The organism is Kribbella sp. NPDC050470, assembly GCF_044458365.1.
In the GTDB taxonomy this organism is placed as follows: Bacteria; Actinomycetota; Actinomycetes; order Propionibacteriales; family Kribbellaceae; genus Kribbella.
In genome coordinates this window covers 288,929-306,245 of sequence record NZ_JBITHV010000013.1, presented here as the reverse complement: position 1 = coordinate 306,245, position 17,317 = coordinate 288,929, and the positions used below count along the sequence as shown (strand labels likewise).

The following is a 17,317-nucleotide window of genomic DNA, read 5'->3' as shown; positions in this document are numbered from 1 at the left end:
ACCCGGCTTTTGGCCGGTTCAGGCGACGCCGGCGAGGCGTCTGCAGCCATACCGTCCCTTGATGACGACCACGCCGACAGATCAAGCATTCGACCGCTTGGCCCACTTCGCCGGCCTGTCGGCAGAACCTCGAGGAGGACCGCAATGACCGAACTCGCAGGCGCCCCTGCAACCCACACAACCGATGCCCTCATGGAACGACTGTTCGCCGCGGTTATCGACACCCTGGAGATCGCCTCGATCCACCTAGGCGCCCGGCTCGGCTTCTACCGCGCCCTCGCCGACGGAGGCGAGGCCACCGCGGATGAACTGGCCACACGCACCGGCTGCGCCGGGCGCTACGTACGCGAGTGGCTCGAACAACAGGCCGTCGCCGGGCTCCTCACCGTCGACGATCCAGACGCCGAACCATCCGCCCGCCGCTACCACCTGCCCGCCGCCCACCGTCCCGTACTTGTCGATGAGGACGACCTCAACTACTTCGCTCCGTGGGCCGGCATCGCCGTGGACACGCTCTACCCGTTTGAGCAGCTGCTGGACGCCTACCGCACCGGCGCCGGGGTTCCGTTCGAGGCGTACGGACCGGACCTCGTCGACGCGATCGGCGCGGCCAACCGGCCCCAGTTCGTCAACCTGATCGGTGACTGGCTGGGGTCGATCCCTGAGGTACGCGCCCGGCTGCGGGGCACGCCTCCGGCCCGCGTAGGCGACGTCGCCTGCGGAACAGCGCAGTCCAGCATCGCGATCGCTCAGGCCTTCCCGCAGGTGACCATCGATGCCCTCGACATCGACACCACCTCGATCGAGCGCGCCCGCGCGAACATCCACGCGGCGCGTCTCGATGGGCGTATCCGAGCAGTCCTGCACGATGCCGGCGGCCCCGACCTCGGCGGCCCCTTCGACGTGGTCACGATCTTCGAGGCGCTGCACGACATGAACCACCCCGTCGAGGCGCTACGGGCGGCGCGGGCCAGCCTGGCCCCGGGCGGCAGCGTCGTGATCGCCGACGAACGCGTCGCCGACCGCTTCTCTCCGCCCGGCGACGAGATCGAACGCGCCAACTACGGTTTCAGCGTCGTGCACTGCCTCGCGGTTGGAATGCTGGACAAGGACTCGGCAGGCACCGGCACGGTCCTCAGACCCGACACGGTGCGCGCATATGCCACTTCAGCCGGATTCGCACGAATGGACGTCTTGCCCATCGAGCATGACTTCTGGCGCTTCTACCGGCTGACATCGTGACCAGCCGCCTACTCCTCAGGCGACCCGTCTGGGACTAAGCGATCACCGGAAAGTGCAGGGCGATCTCCATCGCAGCCGGACTAACACAAGCCGATATAGCGTTGCCGCTGGTCAGAGTGGCGCCGCCTGTCGGAATCGAACCGACGACCTTCTCATTACGAGTCCGGTCCGGTGAGCGTCCCCGCGCCGACGACTCCCGTCCTGAGCGGCGATCATGCTCAGTGCACGGCGACACGCCTCGGTTCCCAACCCGTGGATGGAACGGATCGGCGGGCGCATCACAACACAGGCACCTGCGTGCCGCCCGAAGACGAGGAATGGGACCGATCACACCGCAGAAACGGATCAGCCCGGCGCCATGTCGCCGGGCTGATCCGCAATCAGGCCTTCGACTAGGCGCGCGAATCGTCGTACCGCGGGTTCAAGAACTCGGTATCGACGCGCGCGGCAAGTCTCGGCCAGCGCGGCGGATCGAGGTGGCGCTGTTGGTCGCGTCCGAGGACGCGCCCGGCGGCGGGCTCGCGCCCTGGAACCGGCCTAATCCAGCCAGACATCGAGGTAGTTCTCGGTCAGGTACCGCTGCGTGCGTGTGCGGAACGGCGACGACGTCCAGGACCGCCAGGTCCGCGGCACGATCTCGACCGCGATGTCGTCGATCGGTCCCCAGGCCTGGTTGATCCCGCCGAGCGCCTCCGGCCGGATGTACTTGGCGCGCAACCGCTCGTTGATCTCGTGCGCGCGTGGTCCAGTGATGACCGCGGCATCGCCTTCGGCCGCCACCATCAGGCTGGTACCGGTCGAGGCACGGCCTTGCACCAGCATCGACGCGTGACCCCGGCCGGCGGCGTTGCGGGCCTTACGGGTGACCGACGAGGTTTCGAAGTAGAGCCGGCCGGCCTCGTGTAGAAAGACCACGTACGCGAGGTGGATGGAACCGTCCTCGTTGAGCGTGCCGACCGTGGCCACCTCTCGCATCGCGAGTACCTCAGCGACCTCGGCATCGGTCGGATGGGCTCGGTAGACCTGCTTGGCATCGGTCAGTGCTGGCGAGTCCATGCTGGTTCTCCCTGCGATCTCACCGGGTGACTTCGTGTAGGAATGGGCGGATGCGGGTGGCGAGCTCGTGCGGGTGCCCGTGATAGGTCGCATGCGTTCCCGGGGTGGTGGCGACATCCAGGCCGAGCCGCTTGGCGAAGCGGCGGGTGATCTCGGCGAAGACGGGCGGGCCGTTCTCGCTGACCAGTAGGTGGAGCGGAGTGCCCACGTCGGCCAAGGTGTCATCGTCGGGCAGGTACAGCTCGTAGGTGCTGAGCTCCACGCCGAACAATGTGCTGGCGGTGGCGAGGAGGCGTTCCTGGAGGGAAGGAGCCAGTCGGTTCCAGCCGTCGTCCCCGGCCATGTAGCACCAGAAGCGCTCCACCGCGGCGGGCGGTCCGCCGGCTTGCATCGCGTCTTGGACTATGGCTCGTACCGGGGCTCGAACTGTGTCGAAGTCGTCGAGCAGGGCGTACAGCGCCGGCTCGTGGAGGATTGCGCCGCGCACGTGTTCGGGATGCCGAACCAGCAGGCACAGGGTGAAGTTGCCGCCGCTGCTCATGCTGAACACTGCTGCGGGGCCGGTGCCGAGCGCGTTCAACAGCGCGGCGGCGTCGTCGGCCTGTTCCTCTGGTGAGGTCGTCTGCCAGTTGTCGGGCGCGGGACTGCGCCCGTTGCCACGCCGGTCATAGCTGATGACCATGAACTCGTCGGCCAGCTGCTCGGCGAACGCGTCGAAATGGCCGCCGTCTCCGGTTCCTCCCATGATCAGCAGGACGGGCGGGCCCGCACCGCGGATCTCGTAGTAGAGCTCGGCCCCGTTGACATTCACCGTCGGCATCGGCACTCCTCGGGTAGCCCCCGAAGCAAGCTCATCGCCAATGCTGCGACCGGGTCAAGCACCCGGCCCAGCCCATAACAGGACCGTAAGACGAACCACTCGGACACCCGTCACCACACTGCCCCGTCCAGCGACAGACGAAAGGGAGCTGCTTGAGCCCGCTGAGCGAGCACGGCGTGAGAGAGCCCGGGCGCGCCCTCCAGGATCGCGCCGAGGGTGCCACAGCTCAGATGCGGGTGGCGGACGATCAGCGGCGTCCACCCTCGGCAAGGATCTCCGCGCCCCGGGGCGATGGAGCAGTGCGGCCCGTAGGGCTTGGCCACTTCAGTGTCGCGATCCTCTCACCCGCAGGGAAGTCCGGAGTCCCTGCTTCGAGGTCCAGATCTTTGACTTCACGTCGGTGTCCACCGGTGCTGGGCTGAACTTGTCCAGCATCGAGGAGGAGCAATGAGAGCACCGACCAGCCGACACAGCGGTCGTCCGAGCGACCCGGACAACGTCTTCCTCGGCAACCCGAACATCGCTGCGGCGAACGGCAGCTGATGGTGATGGCCGGGATCACCGCGAGACAAGGAACACGCGACCTGCATTGGGAACCCGACTCCTCGCTGATCGCCGCGGCGCGACAGATCGCGCCGATCATCGACAAGCACAACCAGGAAGCAGAGCGGGAACGGCGCCTGTCCCAGCCCGTCTTGGATGCCTTGCGGGAGACGGGTCTGCTGCGAATGAGCACTCCCCGTTCGCTCGGGGGGCTGGAGACCGACCCCGTCACCCGCGCCCTTGTCGTGGAGGAGATCGGACGCCACGACTCAGCGGCCGCGTGGAGCCTGGAGAATCCCCTGGACTGGGCCTGGTTCTGCGCGCGTCTGCCCGACGAGGGGGCCGAGGCGATCTACAGCCGCGGAGCGGACATCCTCATCGCCGCACAGCTCGGCCGCCCCCTGCAGGCGACATCGACCAACGGCGGTTACCGGATCTCCGGTCGAGCCCCGTTCGTCAGCAACTGCTATGACGCCGACTGGATCTCGTCGACGGTGCTTGTTGACGAAGACGACTCCGCCGCTGGTGGCCCCGAGATACGCATGGTCTACTTCCCCAGCGAGCAGTGCGAAATCATCGACACGTGGGACGTCATGGGGATGCGGGGCACGGGCAGCAACGACATCTCGGTCAGCGACGTGTTCGTACCCAAGTCCAGGACCTTCCTGTGTTGGCTGCCGGACTTCGAGCCGGGATCGCACTATCGCGGTCCGCTGTATCGACTCCCGATCGCCGGCGCGGCGGCCGGCGGTATCCCAACCCCGATGCTGGGGGTGGCGCGACGAGCCCTCGACGAGGTGACCGAGCTCGCCCGGACCAAGACCCCAGTGGCATCGAGCGGCCCGCTGAAGGAACGCGCCTCGGCCCAAGCCCAGCTCGGCCGAGCCGAAGCGATCCTGCGCTCGGGGCGATTGCTGCTCCTTCACACCCTGAGCCAAGCATGGCAGCGATGCATCGACGGCGAGCCCCATTCGCTGGAGCAGAAGGCCGAGCTCCTGCTCGCGATGGCCCACGCGATGAGCAGCGCGGTCCAGGCGGTGGAGCTCGCATGCAGCATCGCCGGAACGACGGCATTTCGAGCCACCAGCCCGTTGGAACGCTGCTTCCGGGACGTCCAGACGATGCGACATCACGTCTTCGCCTCTGAGCAGCGCTATGGGACCTTCGGGCAAGTGTGTCTCGGGGTTCCACCGGACTTCCCCGTCGTTGCCTTCTAGCGGCGCCAGCCGCAGTACGCATCCACGGGACGGCCGCTAGTCGGTCTGGAGAGCGACTGCATCTTCCCGACCCTTCCGCGACGCCGACCCACGATCCAAGAGGTGGACACCATGCCCGCAGCAACCTGCGGCACCTCGGACAGGCCCGCGGTGGATCCCGACAGGTTCCGGACGTTGATGCGGCGGTTCGCTACCGGCGTCACTATCGTGACCTGTCCGGGACCCGACGGCCCGGAGGGCATCACTGTGAACGCGTTCACCTCGGTGTCGCTGCGCCCGCCGCAAGTGTTGGTGTGCCTCGACCGCAGGTCACGGACCCTGCCGACGATCCTCACCGCCGCCAGATTCGCCGTAAACGTGCTCGGCTGCGAGCAGCGCGAGCTGGCGACCCGTTTGGCGGACAAGACGCGAACGCCTGACCAGCGGCTCGCGGGGATCTGCGAATCCACCCTGGTGACCGGGTCACCTGTTGTCCCCGATTCGCTCGCCGTCATCGACTGCATACTTGCGCAGGCGTGGCCCTGCGGCGATCACATGCTGCTGGTAGGCACCGTCGTCGGCGGATCAGCCGAACGCGTCGATCAGCCGCTTCTGTTCTACGACGGCGGATTCTGTCTGTCCGCGACCTCGCTGACCGGCGCTCTGGAGACTGCATAGGAGCCTCGCCCAGCGGGGCTCTACCGCGTCTGCGGCCCACCGGCATGGGCGAATGCCGCGTCTCCCTTGGACACCGACGGCAACCAGCTCAGCCCAGCGATCAACCGGAGGCCGGAGCTGTCGAAGAACGTGTCAGCCGTACGCGTCGGCGGGCCGGATGCGCAGGCGAGTGCTGAGCGAGCTCGTGGGTGGTGTCGTCCACGACGCAGCTGACGAGGACGTCCAGGGGTACTACGGCTACCGGCCGTTCGCCGGCCCGTACGCACGATGATCGAGTTGCGCGCGGCGGCGCGCCAGTAGCCGCTTCCACCGCTACTGCCGATTCCGCCGCCAGCACGACGATCGCGGCGCCAACCGGGATCCAGACTCTTCGCTTGATGAACTGAGTTACCACCAGGTAAGACCTCCTGCCGTCTCTTGACGGTGGCTTCAAGCACCTCCCCGTGGTCGGCGAGAGGGGTCAAATGGTTGCCTGCGGCCCCGAGTGCACCACGCCCGGACTTCACCCACCGAGGCCCTCCATCACGGCCAGGAGCGGTTTCATGACCATGAGATGTCGGCCTGTGGCGTCCTGACAGCACGTGCGTTGTCCGGCGTCCCAGATGGCCGCCACACATCTTGCCTGTCGCAGATCGGTCAGCGCACACATGTCGCGCATCTGTTGGCGGCTCACCTCCCGGCGAACCGCTGCAGCAAGTCTGGCCGCGCACATCAGTGCACGTTCGAGTTCAGGCCGCCTTTGGCCACGGGCCGCCGAGATAGCCGTGCGTGTAGCAGGCTTGACAGTCAGCGAATGTCGCTTGGGTCACTAGAACAAAGTTCCCTCAAGCTCAGGTTTCGAGAGGGTGCTGTGACGTGGGTGTCTGCGTTGTGGAGGGCATCCGGCGCTCGATCTTCGTGAACGACGCCGGCCAGCTCGAGGTGAAGGACACCAAGACGCATCAACAGCGACGGATCGTCTTGGACCCTGAGCCCGACGCAGTCCTAGACGAACACGAAGCACGCTGCCGCCAGCGCGCCGCCGAGCTCGGCATCTCATTCGACCCCGAACGGGTACATCTTCTCTTCAGCGCCGGACGGAAGTCGGCCGCTGCATCCGGACTCCGCCAGCAAACGCTATGCGAGGCTCGCGAAGCGACTCGGGATCGATACCGAGCTCAAGAACCACCGCCACTACAACGCAACCGAGCTGATCATGGCGGGATACAACGTACGCTCCGCAGCTGGCCCCTTGGGTCACTCAGGCGGCGGCACCACGACGCTGCGGGTCTACACGGCCTGGTGGTCCGAAGCAGACCAGCGCGCAGCTGGAGTGACCCCCGTGCGCCTCCCTGCACCACCGGCGGCACATGAAGCTACTACCTCGAAGTCGGCCGTACCCGATGTCACGGACGAAGATCTGAAGCCATACGAGCGCATTGCGGCCGATCTTCGCGGCGCCATTGACGCCGGCATTCTGACTCACGGTGACCCGTCGCCACCTGAGAAGACTCTCGCCGCCCGGTACGGCGTCGCCGCCAGCACGGCCCACCGCGCGGTGGCACTGCTGGTGACGGCAGGTCTTGTAACCGCGTCCCGCGGGAAGCGTGCGAAGGTTGCTGCCGGCGACGGTCCGCCTTTGGCCTCCGTCACCGAACTCAAGCCGACAGCAACGTCATAGCGGCAGCCTGGGCGAGGCGGTCAACAGGTCGGGGATCGACGAACGGAGCACGAGTCGAACCGACGACCTTCTCATTACGAGGAGGAAGGTCGCCGCCACATCTGCGTCTTCAGGCCTGATTCGTTGCAAAGAACCTAACTCCGGTGCCCGTATCTCTCATCCGTATCGGGCAGTTCGCTCCACGAATGGCTCCACGCCGCCACCACAACTCCCCCGTCCGCTGGCCCACTCCGACCCATGATCAGGGGCGGTCTGCACCGCCGCCGGCCACCGCTGGCTCAACGGGTCGCGGCGACGAGCTGGGCGGTGTACCGGCTGCCACCCTGCACGCGGTTGTGGCGCTCTCGCCTGGATGAACGTAGATCGCTGAGCCTGAGCTCGGTCGGTGGCACCCCATGAGTGACCGGTCGAGCCCGCTGGCCTGCTCTCGTTAGGGCACGGGGCCGGTACGAGCCCGCCGGGATGAGTCAGCTCGGTCGGCGCTCACGCTTCGGACGTCGAAACCTCATCGTCGTGCCGTACACGCCAAGGACAAACGCCCCGGCGAATCCGGCGCGATCGTCAAGGCAGCTGCCTCCGGCACGCCGCATCTTTGGGTCGTGGCCACCTCAACAAGAATGGCGCGTCAGTTCGGCCGACGTCGCCGACCGGCTGAGGCGGTCTGAGGCGACGCGCCGCCGGCCTTCTACGTGAAGACCACCGGGTTGTAACCGCGTGTTCGGGTAGATGCTGCGGGATCCGGTGTGGTGTCGCAGGCCGGTGGCGTGCTGCTCACCGAAGCGGTCCGGGCCAGCGGCCTGGGCGTGGAGTTGTCGCGGGTGTTGGCGCCGTGGCGCAAACCGTTGGCCCGGCACGACCCGGCCAAGATGTCACCGATCTCGCGATCACCCTCGGGCTGGGCAGGGATTGCCTGGCCGACATCGCGGTACTGCGTGGCGAGGCGGGCCTGTTCGGTCCGGTCGCGTCGGATCCGACGGTTTTCCGCACGATCGACGCACTCGCAGGTGACGTCGGGCGAGTGCTGAAGGCGATCGATGTCGCCCGGGCGGCTGCTCGCGCACGGGTGTGGGCGCTGGCCGGCGATCACGCGCCGAACGCCGACCGCGATGGCGATGACCCACTGAACGTCGATACCGACGCCACGCTGGTGGGGTGCGCATTCGGACAAGCAGGGCGCGGCTCCAACCTTCAAGCGGGGCTATGGATTCCACCCGTTGTGCGCGTTCGTCGACCACGGACCCGACGGGTCGGGCGAGCCGCTGGCGGTGTTGCTGCGGCCCGGCAACGCCGGCTCGAACACCGCCGCCGACCACATCAGTGTGGTCCGCGACGCCCTCAAACAACTCCCCGGGCACCGGCCGGGAACCCGGCCTGGGTGCAAGGTGCTGATCCGCGCCGACGCGGCCGGCTGCACCCACGAGTTCCTCGACTGGGTCGTTGCGCAGCGGTTCTCGTACTCGGTCGGGTTCACCCTGCCCGACGACTTCGCCCAGACGCTGCCGCGAATCCCGAAGCAGGCCTGGACTGCGCACCTGGACGCAGGTCAGTTCTGCGGCCGCCCCCGGTGGTCAACGGCACGTCTAGGACGCTGCGCACACCCAACTCAGCGACGATGCCCTCCAGCAGCTGGTCGTGGTCAGAAACCCGGACCGTGATCAGCTCGGCAGGGTCTTCGAGACGGAACTCGGAACCGAGATGCCGATCCCTGGAGAACCGTTCGGCACTGGCTGGCGCCGAATGAACCGCACCCGGATCCCCCAACCGAGCCGCCATTGGATACGCCGTAGAGGCGCTCAGTCCCCGACACACGGGCACTGCATCTGCATCGCAACTTGCGGGCTTGCGCCGCTGAGTCAAGGAGGGCGGAAAGGCGGGATCTCTGCACGGGCGGGCCCAGCACGACGTACGCCGATGTGGCGCCGCGATGCATCGCGCGCGCTCCCGCCAACACGCGACGCGAACTGTCCGCACCAGAACCAGTGTTCGGACCAGGGTATCCCCAGGGGCCGATCAAGCGGGTTGTCGCCGATGATCGACAGCAGCCGCCATTCACGCGGTTTCAGACCCGGAGGTACCTGGTATGCGGACCAGAACTAGCACTTCACTGAAGAACAAACTGACGATCGCGACGATGGCAGGGCTCCTCCTCTGCGCTGCAGGCGCTGTGGCAGAGGTCCCAGCGAACGCCGCTACGCCCGAGTGCAGCCCGCACTGCATCCAGGTCTACAGCGCCAGGTACGGCTCCCCAACGAACCCTCGGTTCGTGGAGACCGTGTATGGCGGCACCGCCGCGGTGGGCACCCCGGCGATCCTGGCGCCTCCGAGCACCACCAACCCCGCCGGCGACATCATCGTGAGGGTCGCCGGGTCGGTGACGTCCTTCTACGAGATCGGCATGGTTTCCGCCGCTATCAACGCACAGTACGGCCCCCTGGATGCGGTGCAACTCGAATACGCGCCCAACGGCGTGCCCACCGGCCTCTGCTCGGGTCTCCCGGGGATGCCGTACCAGAACGCGGGCCTCACACTGCAGCCGTGCGACACCCCAGGGTCGACCGTGTTCATCCTCGACACCACCGACTCGCCATCCACCGGCCCCCTGTACTTCCCCATCATCATGGGGAACACGACCGACTTCGAAAACCCGTTCGCGATGACGCTGGTAGGTAACCCGGCCCACAAGAAGGTGCCCCAGATCAAAATCCAGCGCCTGCGGGGAAACCCGGACCACGTCGGCCAAAACCAGCTGTGGAGCGCGAACGTCTTGAACTGACATCCACGCCGGCAACACGACCAGTAGGGCCATCGATCTCGGACGGTGGTGCGGCAGTTACCCCCTGCCCTATCCTGCGCGGTCAGCACCCCCGAGACGTCAGCCTCGCGGTGCGGTGCGCGCCAGCCATCAGCATCACCAAAGCCCGATTACCACCCCAAAAGGAGCCAACATGACTGTGAACAGCATTCCGTCGCCGCCCGAAGGACAGGACCTGGCCCAAGTGCCCCTGAAGTTCGAGGTGACGCGCATCCCGGTCACCGACTTCGACCGCGCCAAGGACTTCTACCAGCGCCTCGGGTGGCAGCTGGACATCGACTTCCAGTTCACCGAACACGTACGCGGCGTGCAGTTCACCCCGCCGGGCTCCCCGGCGTCGGTCCAGTTCGGCCCGCTCGCCGGTCCACCGCTGCAGGGCCTGCTGCTGATCGTCGACGACATCGAGGCCGCCCACGCCGAGATCCGAAACCGCGGCATCGACATCGGCGACATCTTCCACGCCGCCCCGGGCGGGGAGCCCGAGCCCGGGCGCGACCCCCAGGGTCGCTCGTACGTCAGCCAGGCGGCGTTCTCCGACCCGGACGGCAACACATGGGTCCTCCAAGAGGTCACCGAGCGCATCCCCGGCAGGATCACCTACTAACCCGCCGTCACCACCGCGCCTTTGCAGTAAGCATTGTGAGTGTCAAAGGCGTCTTGCCCAAGGGTGACCTAGCCCCGACCTAGCCCGGCGCTTTCACGGCTCTTGATGCTGAGGCCGTGTTGATGAACTGAAAGGTGCTCCTGACCAGCGACGATCGAAGGCAACCGCTGGATCCTGCAGGAGATCACGCAGCGGCTTTCCGGCCGCGTCTGAGCACCAACGCGTGCGGCTCTCCGGCCTGCGGCTCAAGGTCTTGGCTCACAAGGCCAGGAACCGGGCCAGTCACGCCCGGGAATCCCCGGGCGCGACGACGGCGCGCGACGCCACACGCTGAACTTCTCGAACACCCACAGGCCCGGACCAGCCGGGCAGGGGAGCCCGTGCAAGCACCGTCTGACGGCCGCGAGTCTTCGAACCCGCGGGACCGGGCGTTGGCGCCGTGCGAGCTCCCGACAAAGAACCACATGGAGGACATGTCAACTGCCACTGCAAGCAGCGGTGAAACCGCAGTCGCGCTGAGCTTCTCGGAGGAAGCCAGACGCCGTAGGGAGGCTCCGACCGCCCCTGTGCCCGAGATCGCGAAAGGTCCGGAGGTGCCGGCGGCGGGGTACGTGATGGACGAGATCGCCGAGGGCATCTTCTGGTTGGGCGACGGCAGCTACCAGACCATGTTCGTCGTCACCACGAGAGCGTGATCGCCATCGACGCCCCACCGACGCTGGGGAACAACATCCTGCGCGCCATCGACCGCGTCACCAGGAAGCCGATCACGCACGTGGTCTACAGCCACCACCACTCCGACCACTCCGGTGCCATGTCGATCTGCCCGAAAGCGCACCCCGGTACGCGCAGCGGGCCACCGCCCAGCGCCTCGAGTGCGCTGGAGCTGGGTGGCGTACCCGACGGTGAAGCGCGGATGCTGCTGAGTTCAGCTGTGCGATTCGTCCTGGACGAGCGGGTCAGGGATCAGATCATCGCCGAGACCCGGGGAAATCCGCTCGCACTGCTCGAGCTGCCGCGCGGGCTGACAGCGACGCAACTGGCAGGCGGCTTCGGTCTGCTCGAAGCGCAGGCGCTGACCGGACGGATCGAGGAGAGCTTCGTACGACGACTCGCCCCGCTCGAGGACCCCACGCGTCGTCTATTGATGCTTGCAGCGGCCGAACCGGTCGGCGATCCGCGCCTGCTTTGGCGTGCGGCCGCCCGGTTAGGGATCGCGACGGCGGCCGCGGAAGGATCCGAGGCGCAGGGGACGGCCACGCCGCCGCGGCGCCGACGTTGCAACGAGCCACTCAGGTGCTCGGCAATATCTCGATCGAGGACCTGCTGCGGTGGGGGTGGATGACCGCGGCCGCCAGCGCCGTCGTATGGGATATCGAAGGACTTCTGACACTGTCCCGCCGCCAGGTCCAGCTCGTCCGGTACGCGGGCGCACTGGCGCAACTGCCACTCTTCCTCTCACAGGTAGGTCTAGCACTCCCCTGGACGTGTGACTTCGCGGGCACGGCCGCCCTGATCTCGGAGGTGGACAACGTCGCGGCCGCGATCGGAAGCCCGATCACGCCGTACACCCTGCTGAGGCTTCGCGCCTTGCAAGGACGGGAGGCCGAAGCCACCACCACGACGCCTCGGCTCCTTCCGCATTGCCCGAACTGGTCGAGGCGGCCTCACACAACGGCGACACCTCGCGGGCACGCAATGCGCTGGCGCAGCTCGCGGAGACGACACAGCCCTGCGGCACCGACATCGCGCTCGGGATCGAGGCACGCTGTCGTGCGTGGTGAGTGGAGGAGCGACCGCAGCCGACCTCTATCGCGAAGCGATCGAGCGGCTGAGCCGTACCGGTTTGCGTCCAGAGCTGGCCCGCCCATACCTGCTGTACGGCGAGTGGCTTCGCCGGGAGAACCAGCAGGTCGAGTCGCGGGCAGCACTGCGGACAGCCCACGAGATGCTCACCGGAATAGGGATGGAAGGTTTCGCCGAGCGCGCTCGGGACGAGCTCCGGGCCACCGGCGAGAAGGTGCGCAATGGACGCTGGAGACGCGCGACGACCTCACCGCGCAGGAGCGGCAGATCGCATTGCTGGCACGCGAGGGCCGGTCCAACCCGAAGATCGGTGCACGGCTCTTCGTCAGCCCGCGGACCGTTGAATGGCATCTGCGCAACGTGTTCGGCAAGCTCGGGATCCGTTCTCGCCGCGAGCTGGCCACCGCGCTCGACAACCCGGAAACGGCGATGGCCCAGGACTAGGCAGACGGCTACGCAACCAAGCTGGACTCTCCGTGCACAGCCGGCGCAATGCTCAGGGTGAGTGCGGTCGTGATCAGCGCTGCGTGGCTAAAGGCCTGGGGCGTATTGCCGAGGTGATCCCCCGTCGCTGAATCGTACTCCTCGCTCAGCAGGCCGACGTCGTTGCGAAGCGCGAGCAGACGCTCAAACAACTCGTCGGCCTCATCCGTGCGGCCGATGCCGTGCAGTGCGTCTGCAAGCCGGAAGGACGTGGCCAGGAAGGTCCCTTCACATCCGGGCACGCCGTCGATGTTGACCGCGTGATCGTCGACGAGATACCGCCGTACCAGCGCATGATGGGTGAGGTCGCGCTGAATCGCGTCGACGGTGGCAATGACGCGGGAGTCATGCCACGGAATGAAACCGTAGCGCGGCATCAGCAACACAGCCGCGTCGAGCCGGTCGGAGCCGTAGGACTGAGTGAAGGCGCCACGGCCAGGGCGGTAGCCGCGATCGAGGATCTCCCGTGCGACGGTACCGCGTAAGTCCCTGAGCCGCTGCGGCGCGCCGATTCCCTGCTGCTCAAGGCTTTCGACGGCCCGGTCGACTCCTACCCACGAGAGCAGCTTGGAGTGCAGGAAGTGCCGCCGTGGACCCCGCACCTCCCAAAGCCCGTGGTCGCGCTCCCGCCAGTGGACTTCGCTCTCGTCGAGCAGAGCCCGCTCCAGCTTCGCCTGATCCACGGCATCCGGTACACCGGCGTCGCGAGCCGCCGCGAGGATGTCGAGCACCTCCCCCCAGACATCGTTCTGCTGCTGGGTCGCTGCGGCGTTCCCTACCCTGACAGGTGCGGAGCCGGCATGCCCCGGGAGCCAGTCGAGAACCTGTTCAGATAGGCGGTCGGTGCGCATCGACGGCGTACATGATCTGCAAGTCCGAAGGCTTGTCGACGACGGTGCGGACCAGCCAGTCGCGCCAGGCTGCCACCTCTTCGAGATGACCGGTGGCAAGGAACGCTCGCAGTGTGAAGGTGGCATCGCGCAACCAGGAGTACCGGTAGTCCCAGTTGCGGGAACCACCGATCGTCTCGGGCAGGTGGTGGCAGCAGCCAGAATGCTGCCGGTCGGAGCGATCGCAAGCGTCGGTGGCGGACGGCACTCGTCGCACCCGTACCAAGTCCTGGCCCGGCTCCCCTGGCTCGACATGCAGGTACCTGCCCCGGGTCCTGTCCCGCCGCGCCCCCGCGGAACCGGTCAGTCCCTCCCGCCGTCGCCGCGTGGTGTGAGCCGAGCTCGAAGCTGCACCCTGGGACGAAACGAAGGATCACCCAGGGGGTGGCCCAGTGCCTGTACGGGTGCGAAGCAAAGCACCGCGACGCCAGGCTTCACAGCATCCGCAAAACCACTACCGCCCCCGAACCAAGGAGGACCGCATGGCTCTCACGGTTGAAACCCCAGCCGGAGCCACAGAGCTCCGCCCGTTCCGGATCGACGTGCCCGAGACGGATCTGGAGGACCTGCGTGCCCGCATCCTGGCCACCCGCTGGCCGGAGAAGGAGACCGTCGACGATCTGACGCAGGGCACCCCACTGGCGACAATCCAGGCGCTTGCGCGCTACTGGGCAACGGAGTACGACTGGCGCAAGTGCGAGGCGCAGTTCAATGCCCAGCCCCAGTTCATCACCGAGATCGACGGACTGGACATCCACTTCCTCCACATCCGCTCGAAGCACGAGGACGCGCTGCCGCTGCTCGTCTGCCACGGCTGGCCGGGCTCCATCGTCGAGCAACTGAAGATCATCGAACCGCTGACAAACCCGACAGCACACGGTGGGGAGGCGTCAGACGCGTTCCACGTGGTGATCCCCTCTATGCCCGGCTACGGCTACTCCGGCAAGCCGACCACCACCGGATGGGGCCCGGTCCGCATCGCCCGGGCGTACGTCGACCTGATGCGGCGCCTCGGCTACACGAAGTTCGTCGCGCAAGGTGGCGACTGGGGTTCGGTCGTCGTCGACCTGATGGCCCTGGACACGCCACCGGAGCTGGTCGGCATCCACGCCAACATGCCCGGCACGGTCCCGCCCGAGCTCGACGCGGCACTCGCCGCCGGTGGTCAGCCGCCATCAGGCCTCCCCGATGACGAACAGGCTGCCTGCGACCAGCTGAGCTTCTTCTACAAGCACGCCCACTACGCCTACCTGATGGGGGATCGCCCGCAGTCGCTCACCGCGCTGGCCGATTCGCCCGTCGGACTGGCTGCCTTCATGCTCGACCACGACGCGGCGTCGCTGGCGGTGATCTCCCGAAGCTTCGACGGCGTGCCCGAGGGCCTGAGCCGAGATGACGTCCTCGACAACATCACCCACTTCTGGCTGACGAACACTGGCGTGTCCGCAGCGCGGCTCTACTGGGAGAGCAAGTTCTCGTTCTTCGCCGTCAAGGGCGTCACCATTCCAGTCGCCGTGAGCGCCTTCCCTGACGAGCTCTACCAGGCCCCGCGAAGCTGGGCCGAGCAGGCGTATCCCAACCTCGTCCACTACAACAAGCTCACCGTCGGCGGTCACTTCGCCGCTTGGGAGCAACCGCGCCTCTTTGTTGATGAGGTGCGCGCCGGCTTCCGATCGCTTCGCTAGACGACAACAGTCCGACTGTCGGTCGTCGCACTCGCTCGGCGGGACGACCTGGTGGCACGACCCGAGCCGGTCGGTCCGCCGAGTCGTGCGGCGACCTCGTACTCCAGCTAAGGAAGGTATGTCATGCCAGCACGATCGCCCGACCCTGCTGGGCTGCGCCCGGAGACGAGCCGGCTGCCGGTCCAGGGAGAGCTGCGTTCCTTCGGCGGCGCGACCGGATGGCTGAACTCACCGCCGCTGACGGCAACCGGGCTGCGCGGCAGGGTAGTCCTGGTCAACTTCTGGACCTACACCTGCATCAACTGGCTCCGTCAGCTTCCCTATCTGAGGGCATGGGTCGCGAAGTACTCCGGCCATGGGCTGATCGTGGTCGGAGTACACACCCCCGAGTTCGGGTTCGAGACCGACGTCGAAAATGTGCGCCGGGCGATGCGGAAGATGAAGATCGATTACCCGGTCGCGCTCGACAACGAGTACGCGGTCTGGAGCGACTTCGGCAATCACTACTGGCCGGCTCTGTACTTCGCAGACGCCGACGGACTACTGCGGCATCAGCACTTCGGCGAAGGTGAGTATCGCCAGTCCGAGAGGGTCATCCAGCAACTGCTGGCCGAGGCCGGATCCGCTGGAGACGGTCATGGATCGACGCCGGTGGATGCCGAAGGCATCGAGGCGGCCGCGGACTGGGCCAGCCTGCGATCGCCGGAGACCTACACCGGCTCCGAACGCACCCGGAACTTCGCATCTCCGGGCGGCCCCGTGCCGGGCACGCGCCACACCTATGCGGCCCCCGCTGCGCTGAGAACCAATCACTGGGCCTTGTCGGGTGCGTGGACGATGACGGAACAAGCCATCACATCGGCTGCGGCGGACGCGCGGATCACCTGCCGATTTCACGCCCGGGATCTTCATCTCGTCATGGGCCCCGCTGTTCCAGGAGCGTCGGTGCGGTTCCGCCTGCTCATCGACGGACAACCGCCCGGCGCGGCTCAAGGAGTCGATGTCGACCACCAAGGCAACGGGACAGTTGCCGAGCAGCGGCTGTACCAACTCGTTCGGCAGTCCGGTCCAATCAAGGACCGCACGTTCGAGATCACCTTCCTCGATCCCGGCGCCCAGGCCTATGCATTCACGTTCGGATAGACGAGGAGATCCGGCCATGTCAGATCGAGTTCCAGGCGGTGCAACCGCCGACACCCGGCGGCGAGTGCGGGTCTGGTTCGGCGTGCACGTGATCGCCGAGCTCATCGCCGCACCCGCGGCCGCGGACCGATACGCCGCGGCGATGGACCGGCGGTTCGCCGGGCTGCGGATCACCAATGACCCCATCCCCGGCCCGGCCGGCGCCGAACAGATCGAGTAGGTCCGATGTCTGCCCGACCAGAGGCAGTGCGGCCAGAAATCCACCAACCCGGTGGGCGGGCGTTCCGAGTTCACTCAGCGCCCGTCCGCCGTACCAGCTCCCGAGAGTCACAGCCATGGACGATCGCATCAGCAACGACCGAGCGTGCTGCACGGTTGCACCTCGGGGACCTTCGAGGGCTGGCTGTACCGCATCACCCGCAACCTGTTCCTCGACCAGGTACGACGACGCCACGGCATCCGGTTCGAACCACTCCCCGACGCGTTCCACATCACCACTAGCCCGGCTCCCGACCAGGACCTCGAGCACCGAATGTTCGACGCCGATGTGCGGTCCGCGCTCGACGAACTGAGCCCTGGCGCCCTGGCCGCCGTCGTCCTGCACGATGTCGACGGCCTGACGTACGACGAAGTCGCCTCAAGGCTCGGCATTCAGAGCGGCACGGTCGCCAGCCGGCTGCACCGCGCCCGCGCACAACT

Annotated in this window: 16 protein-coding genes and 3 pseudogenes; 15 read left to right on the top strand and 4 right to left on the bottom strand. The window is 67.0% G+C overall.

Features of this window, described 5'->3' with window-relative positions; all coding sequences use genetic code 11:
* The first annotated feature begins 144 nt into the window (after positions 1-144).
* Positions 145-1,242: a class I SAM-dependent methyltransferase gene (locus ACIBGM_RS37055; RefSeq protein ID WP_396388200.1), complete on the top strand. Its 1,098-nt coding sequence runs from the start codon at positions 145-147 to the stop codon at positions 1,240-1,242.
* A gap of 537 nt (positions 1,243-1,779) precedes the next feature.
* Here the strand turns inward: ACIBGM_RS37055 and ACIBGM_RS37050 are convergent.
* The gene (locus ACIBGM_RS37050; RefSeq protein ID WP_360536764.1) at positions 1,780-2,298 is read right to left on the bottom strand and encodes a pyridoxamine 5'-phosphate oxidase family protein; all 519 of its coding nucleotides are present in this window, start codon (positions 2,296-2,298) and stop codon (positions 1,780-1,782) included.
* A gap of 19 nt (positions 2,299-2,317) precedes the next feature.
* Complete coding sequence (locus tag ACIBGM_RS37045) at positions 2,318-3,118, bottom strand: alpha/beta fold hydrolase (protein WP_396388199.1); 801 nt, start codon at positions 3,116-3,118, stop codon at positions 2,318-2,320.
* A 548-nt stretch (positions 3,119-3,666) separates the two neighbouring features.
* Between ACIBGM_RS37045 and ACIBGM_RS37040 the strand changes: the two genes are divergently transcribed.
* The 10 genes and pseudogenes from ACIBGM_RS37040 (at position 3,667) to ACIBGM_RS36995 (ending at position 12,861) form a co-directional block, all read left to right on the top strand.
* Positions 3,667-4,878, top strand: a complete 1,212-nt coding sequence (locus ACIBGM_RS37040) for an acyl-CoA dehydrogenase family protein (protein WP_360536768.1) — start codon at positions 3,667-3,669, stop codon at positions 4,876-4,878.
* Between the two features lie 111 nt (positions 4,879-4,989).
* Positions 4,990-5,535, top strand: coding sequence for a flavin reductase family protein (locus ACIBGM_RS37035; protein WP_360536817.1), 546 nt, complete (start codon positions 4,990-4,992; stop codon positions 5,533-5,535).
* Positions 5,536-6,586: 1,051 nt separating this feature from the next.
* Positions 6,587-6,802, top strand: a pseudogene (locus ACIBGM_RS37030) (tyrosine-type recombinase/integrase); the annotation flags it as partial.
* Between the two features lie 45 nt (positions 6,803-6,847).
* Positions 6,848-7,195, top strand: coding sequence for a winged helix-turn-helix domain-containing protein (locus tag ACIBGM_RS37025; protein ID WP_396388211.1), 348 nt, complete (start codon positions 6,848-6,850; stop codon positions 7,193-7,195).
* A 743-nt stretch (positions 7,196-7,938) separates the two neighbouring features.
* A pseudogene (locus ACIBGM_RS37020) lies at positions 7,939-8,736 on the top strand (transposase); the annotation flags it as partial.
* Between the two features lie 722 nt (positions 8,737-9,458).
* Complete coding sequence (locus ACIBGM_RS37015; protein ID WP_360536772.1) at positions 9,459-9,968, top strand: hypothetical protein; 510 nt, start codon at positions 9,459-9,461, stop codon at positions 9,966-9,968.
* Between the two features lie 172 nt (positions 9,969-10,140).
* Positions 10,141-10,611, top strand: coding sequence for a VOC family protein (locus ACIBGM_RS37010; protein WP_360536774.1), 471 nt, complete (start codon positions 10,141-10,143; stop codon positions 10,609-10,611).
* A gap of 473 nt (positions 10,612-11,084) precedes the next feature.
* Positions 11,085-11,306: a hypothetical protein gene (locus ACIBGM_RS37005; protein WP_396388198.1), complete on the top strand. Its 222-nt coding sequence runs from the start codon at positions 11,085-11,087 to the stop codon at positions 11,304-11,306.
* Positions 11,303-11,956, top strand: coding sequence for an MBL fold metallo-hydrolase (locus ACIBGM_RS37000; protein ID WP_360536778.1), 654 nt, complete (start codon positions 11,303-11,305; stop codon positions 11,954-11,956). Before ACIBGM_RS37005 ends, ACIBGM_RS37000 begins: the two co-directional genes overlap by 4 nt.
* Positions 11,953-12,861 (top strand): LuxR C-terminal-related transcriptional regulator, encoded by a 909-nt coding sequence (locus ACIBGM_RS36995; RefSeq protein WP_396388210.1) that lies wholly within the window; start codon positions 11,953-11,955, stop codon positions 12,859-12,861. The genes ACIBGM_RS37000 and ACIBGM_RS36995 overlap by 4 nt, the downstream gene beginning before the upstream one ends.
* Positions 12,862-12,869: 8 nt before the next feature.
* Here the strand turns inward: ACIBGM_RS36995 and ACIBGM_RS36990 are convergent, their stop codons facing one another.
* Both ACIBGM_RS36990 and ACIBGM_RS36985 read right to left on the bottom strand, forming a co-directional pair.
* Positions 12,870-13,751 (bottom strand): glycoside hydrolase family 15 protein, encoded by an 882-nt coding sequence (locus tag ACIBGM_RS36990; RefSeq protein WP_360536780.1) that lies wholly within the window; start codon positions 13,749-13,751, stop codon positions 12,870-12,872.
* Positions 13,729-14,007, bottom strand: coding sequence for a glycoside hydrolase family 15 protein (locus ACIBGM_RS36985; RefSeq protein ID WP_360536782.1), 279 nt, complete (start codon positions 14,005-14,007; stop codon positions 13,729-13,731). Before ACIBGM_RS36985 ends, ACIBGM_RS36990 begins: the two co-directional genes overlap by 23 nt.
* A 265-nt stretch (positions 14,008-14,272) precedes the next feature.
* Here ACIBGM_RS36985 and ACIBGM_RS36980 point away from each other — a divergent pair, with 265 nt between their 5' ends.
* The 4 genes and pseudogenes from ACIBGM_RS36980 to ACIBGM_RS36965 all read left to right on the top strand — a co-directional run.
* Positions 14,273-15,475: an epoxide hydrolase family protein gene (locus ACIBGM_RS36980; RefSeq protein WP_360536784.1), complete on the top strand. Its 1,203-nt coding sequence runs from the start codon at positions 14,273-14,275 to the stop codon at positions 15,473-15,475.
* 123 nt (positions 15,476-15,598) lie between these two features.
* On the top strand, positions 15,599-16,618 hold the full coding sequence (locus ACIBGM_RS36975; RefSeq protein ID WP_360536786.1) for a redoxin domain-containing protein: 1,020 nt from the start codon (positions 15,599-15,601) through the stop codon (positions 16,616-16,618).
* A 16-nt stretch (positions 16,619-16,634) separates the two neighbouring features.
* The gene (locus ACIBGM_RS36970; RefSeq protein ID WP_360536788.1) at positions 16,635-16,838 is read left to right on the top strand and encodes a hypothetical protein; all 204 of its coding nucleotides are present in this window, start codon (positions 16,635-16,637) and stop codon (positions 16,836-16,838) included.
* Positions 16,839-16,889: 51 nt separating this feature from the next.
* Positions 16,890-17,315: pseudogene (locus ACIBGM_RS36965) on the top strand (sigma-70 family RNA polymerase sigma factor); the annotation flags it as partial.
* Positions 17,316-17,317 lie beyond the last annotated feature (2 nt).

Excerpts from the sequence above, each read along its gene's own strand:
- ACIBGM_RS37055 (WP_396388200.1), top strand. The coding sequence starts at position 145 with ATGACCGAACTCGCAGGCGCCCCTGCAACCCACACAACCGATGCCCTC.
- ACIBGM_RS37050 (WP_360536764.1), bottom strand. The coding sequence starts at position 2,298 with ATGGACTCGCCAGCACTGACCGATGCCAAGCAGGTCTACCGAGCCCAT.
- ACIBGM_RS37045 (WP_396388199.1), bottom strand. The coding sequence starts at position 3,118 with ATGCCGACGGTGAATGTCAACGGGGCCGAGCTCTACTACGAGATCCGC.
- ACIBGM_RS37040 (WP_360536768.1), top strand. The coding sequence starts at position 3,667 with ATGGCCGGGATCACCGCGAGACAAGGAACACGCGACCTGCATTGGGAA.
- ACIBGM_RS37035 (WP_360536817.1), top strand. The coding sequence starts at position 4,990 with ATGCCCGCAGCAACCTGCGGCACCTCGGACAGGCCCGCGGTGGATCCC.
- ACIBGM_RS37010 (WP_360536774.1), top strand. The coding sequence starts at position 10,141 with ATGACTGTGAACAGCATTCCGTCGCCGCCCGAAGGACAGGACCTGGCC.
- ACIBGM_RS37005 (WP_396388198.1), top strand. The coding sequence starts at position 11,085 with ATGTCAACTGCCACTGCAAGCAGCGGTGAAACCGCAGTCGCGCTGAGC.
- ACIBGM_RS36995 (WP_396388210.1), top strand. The coding sequence starts at position 11,953 with ATGACCGCGGCCGCCAGCGCCGTCGTATGGGATATCGAAGGACTTCTG.
- ACIBGM_RS36990 (WP_360536780.1), bottom strand. The coding sequence starts at position 13,751 with ATGCGCACCGACCGCCTATCTGAACAGGTTCTCGACTGGCTCCCGGGG.
- ACIBGM_RS36980 (WP_360536784.1), top strand. The coding sequence starts at position 14,273 with ATGGCTCTCACGGTTGAAACCCCAGCCGGAGCCACAGAGCTCCGCCCG.
- ACIBGM_RS36975 (WP_360536786.1), top strand. The coding sequence starts at position 15,599 with ATGCCAGCACGATCGCCCGACCCTGCTGGGCTGCGCCCGGAGACGAGC.
- ACIBGM_RS36970 (WP_360536788.1), top strand. The coding sequence starts at position 16,635 with ATGTCAGATCGAGTTCCAGGCGGTGCAACCGCCGACACCCGGCGGCGA.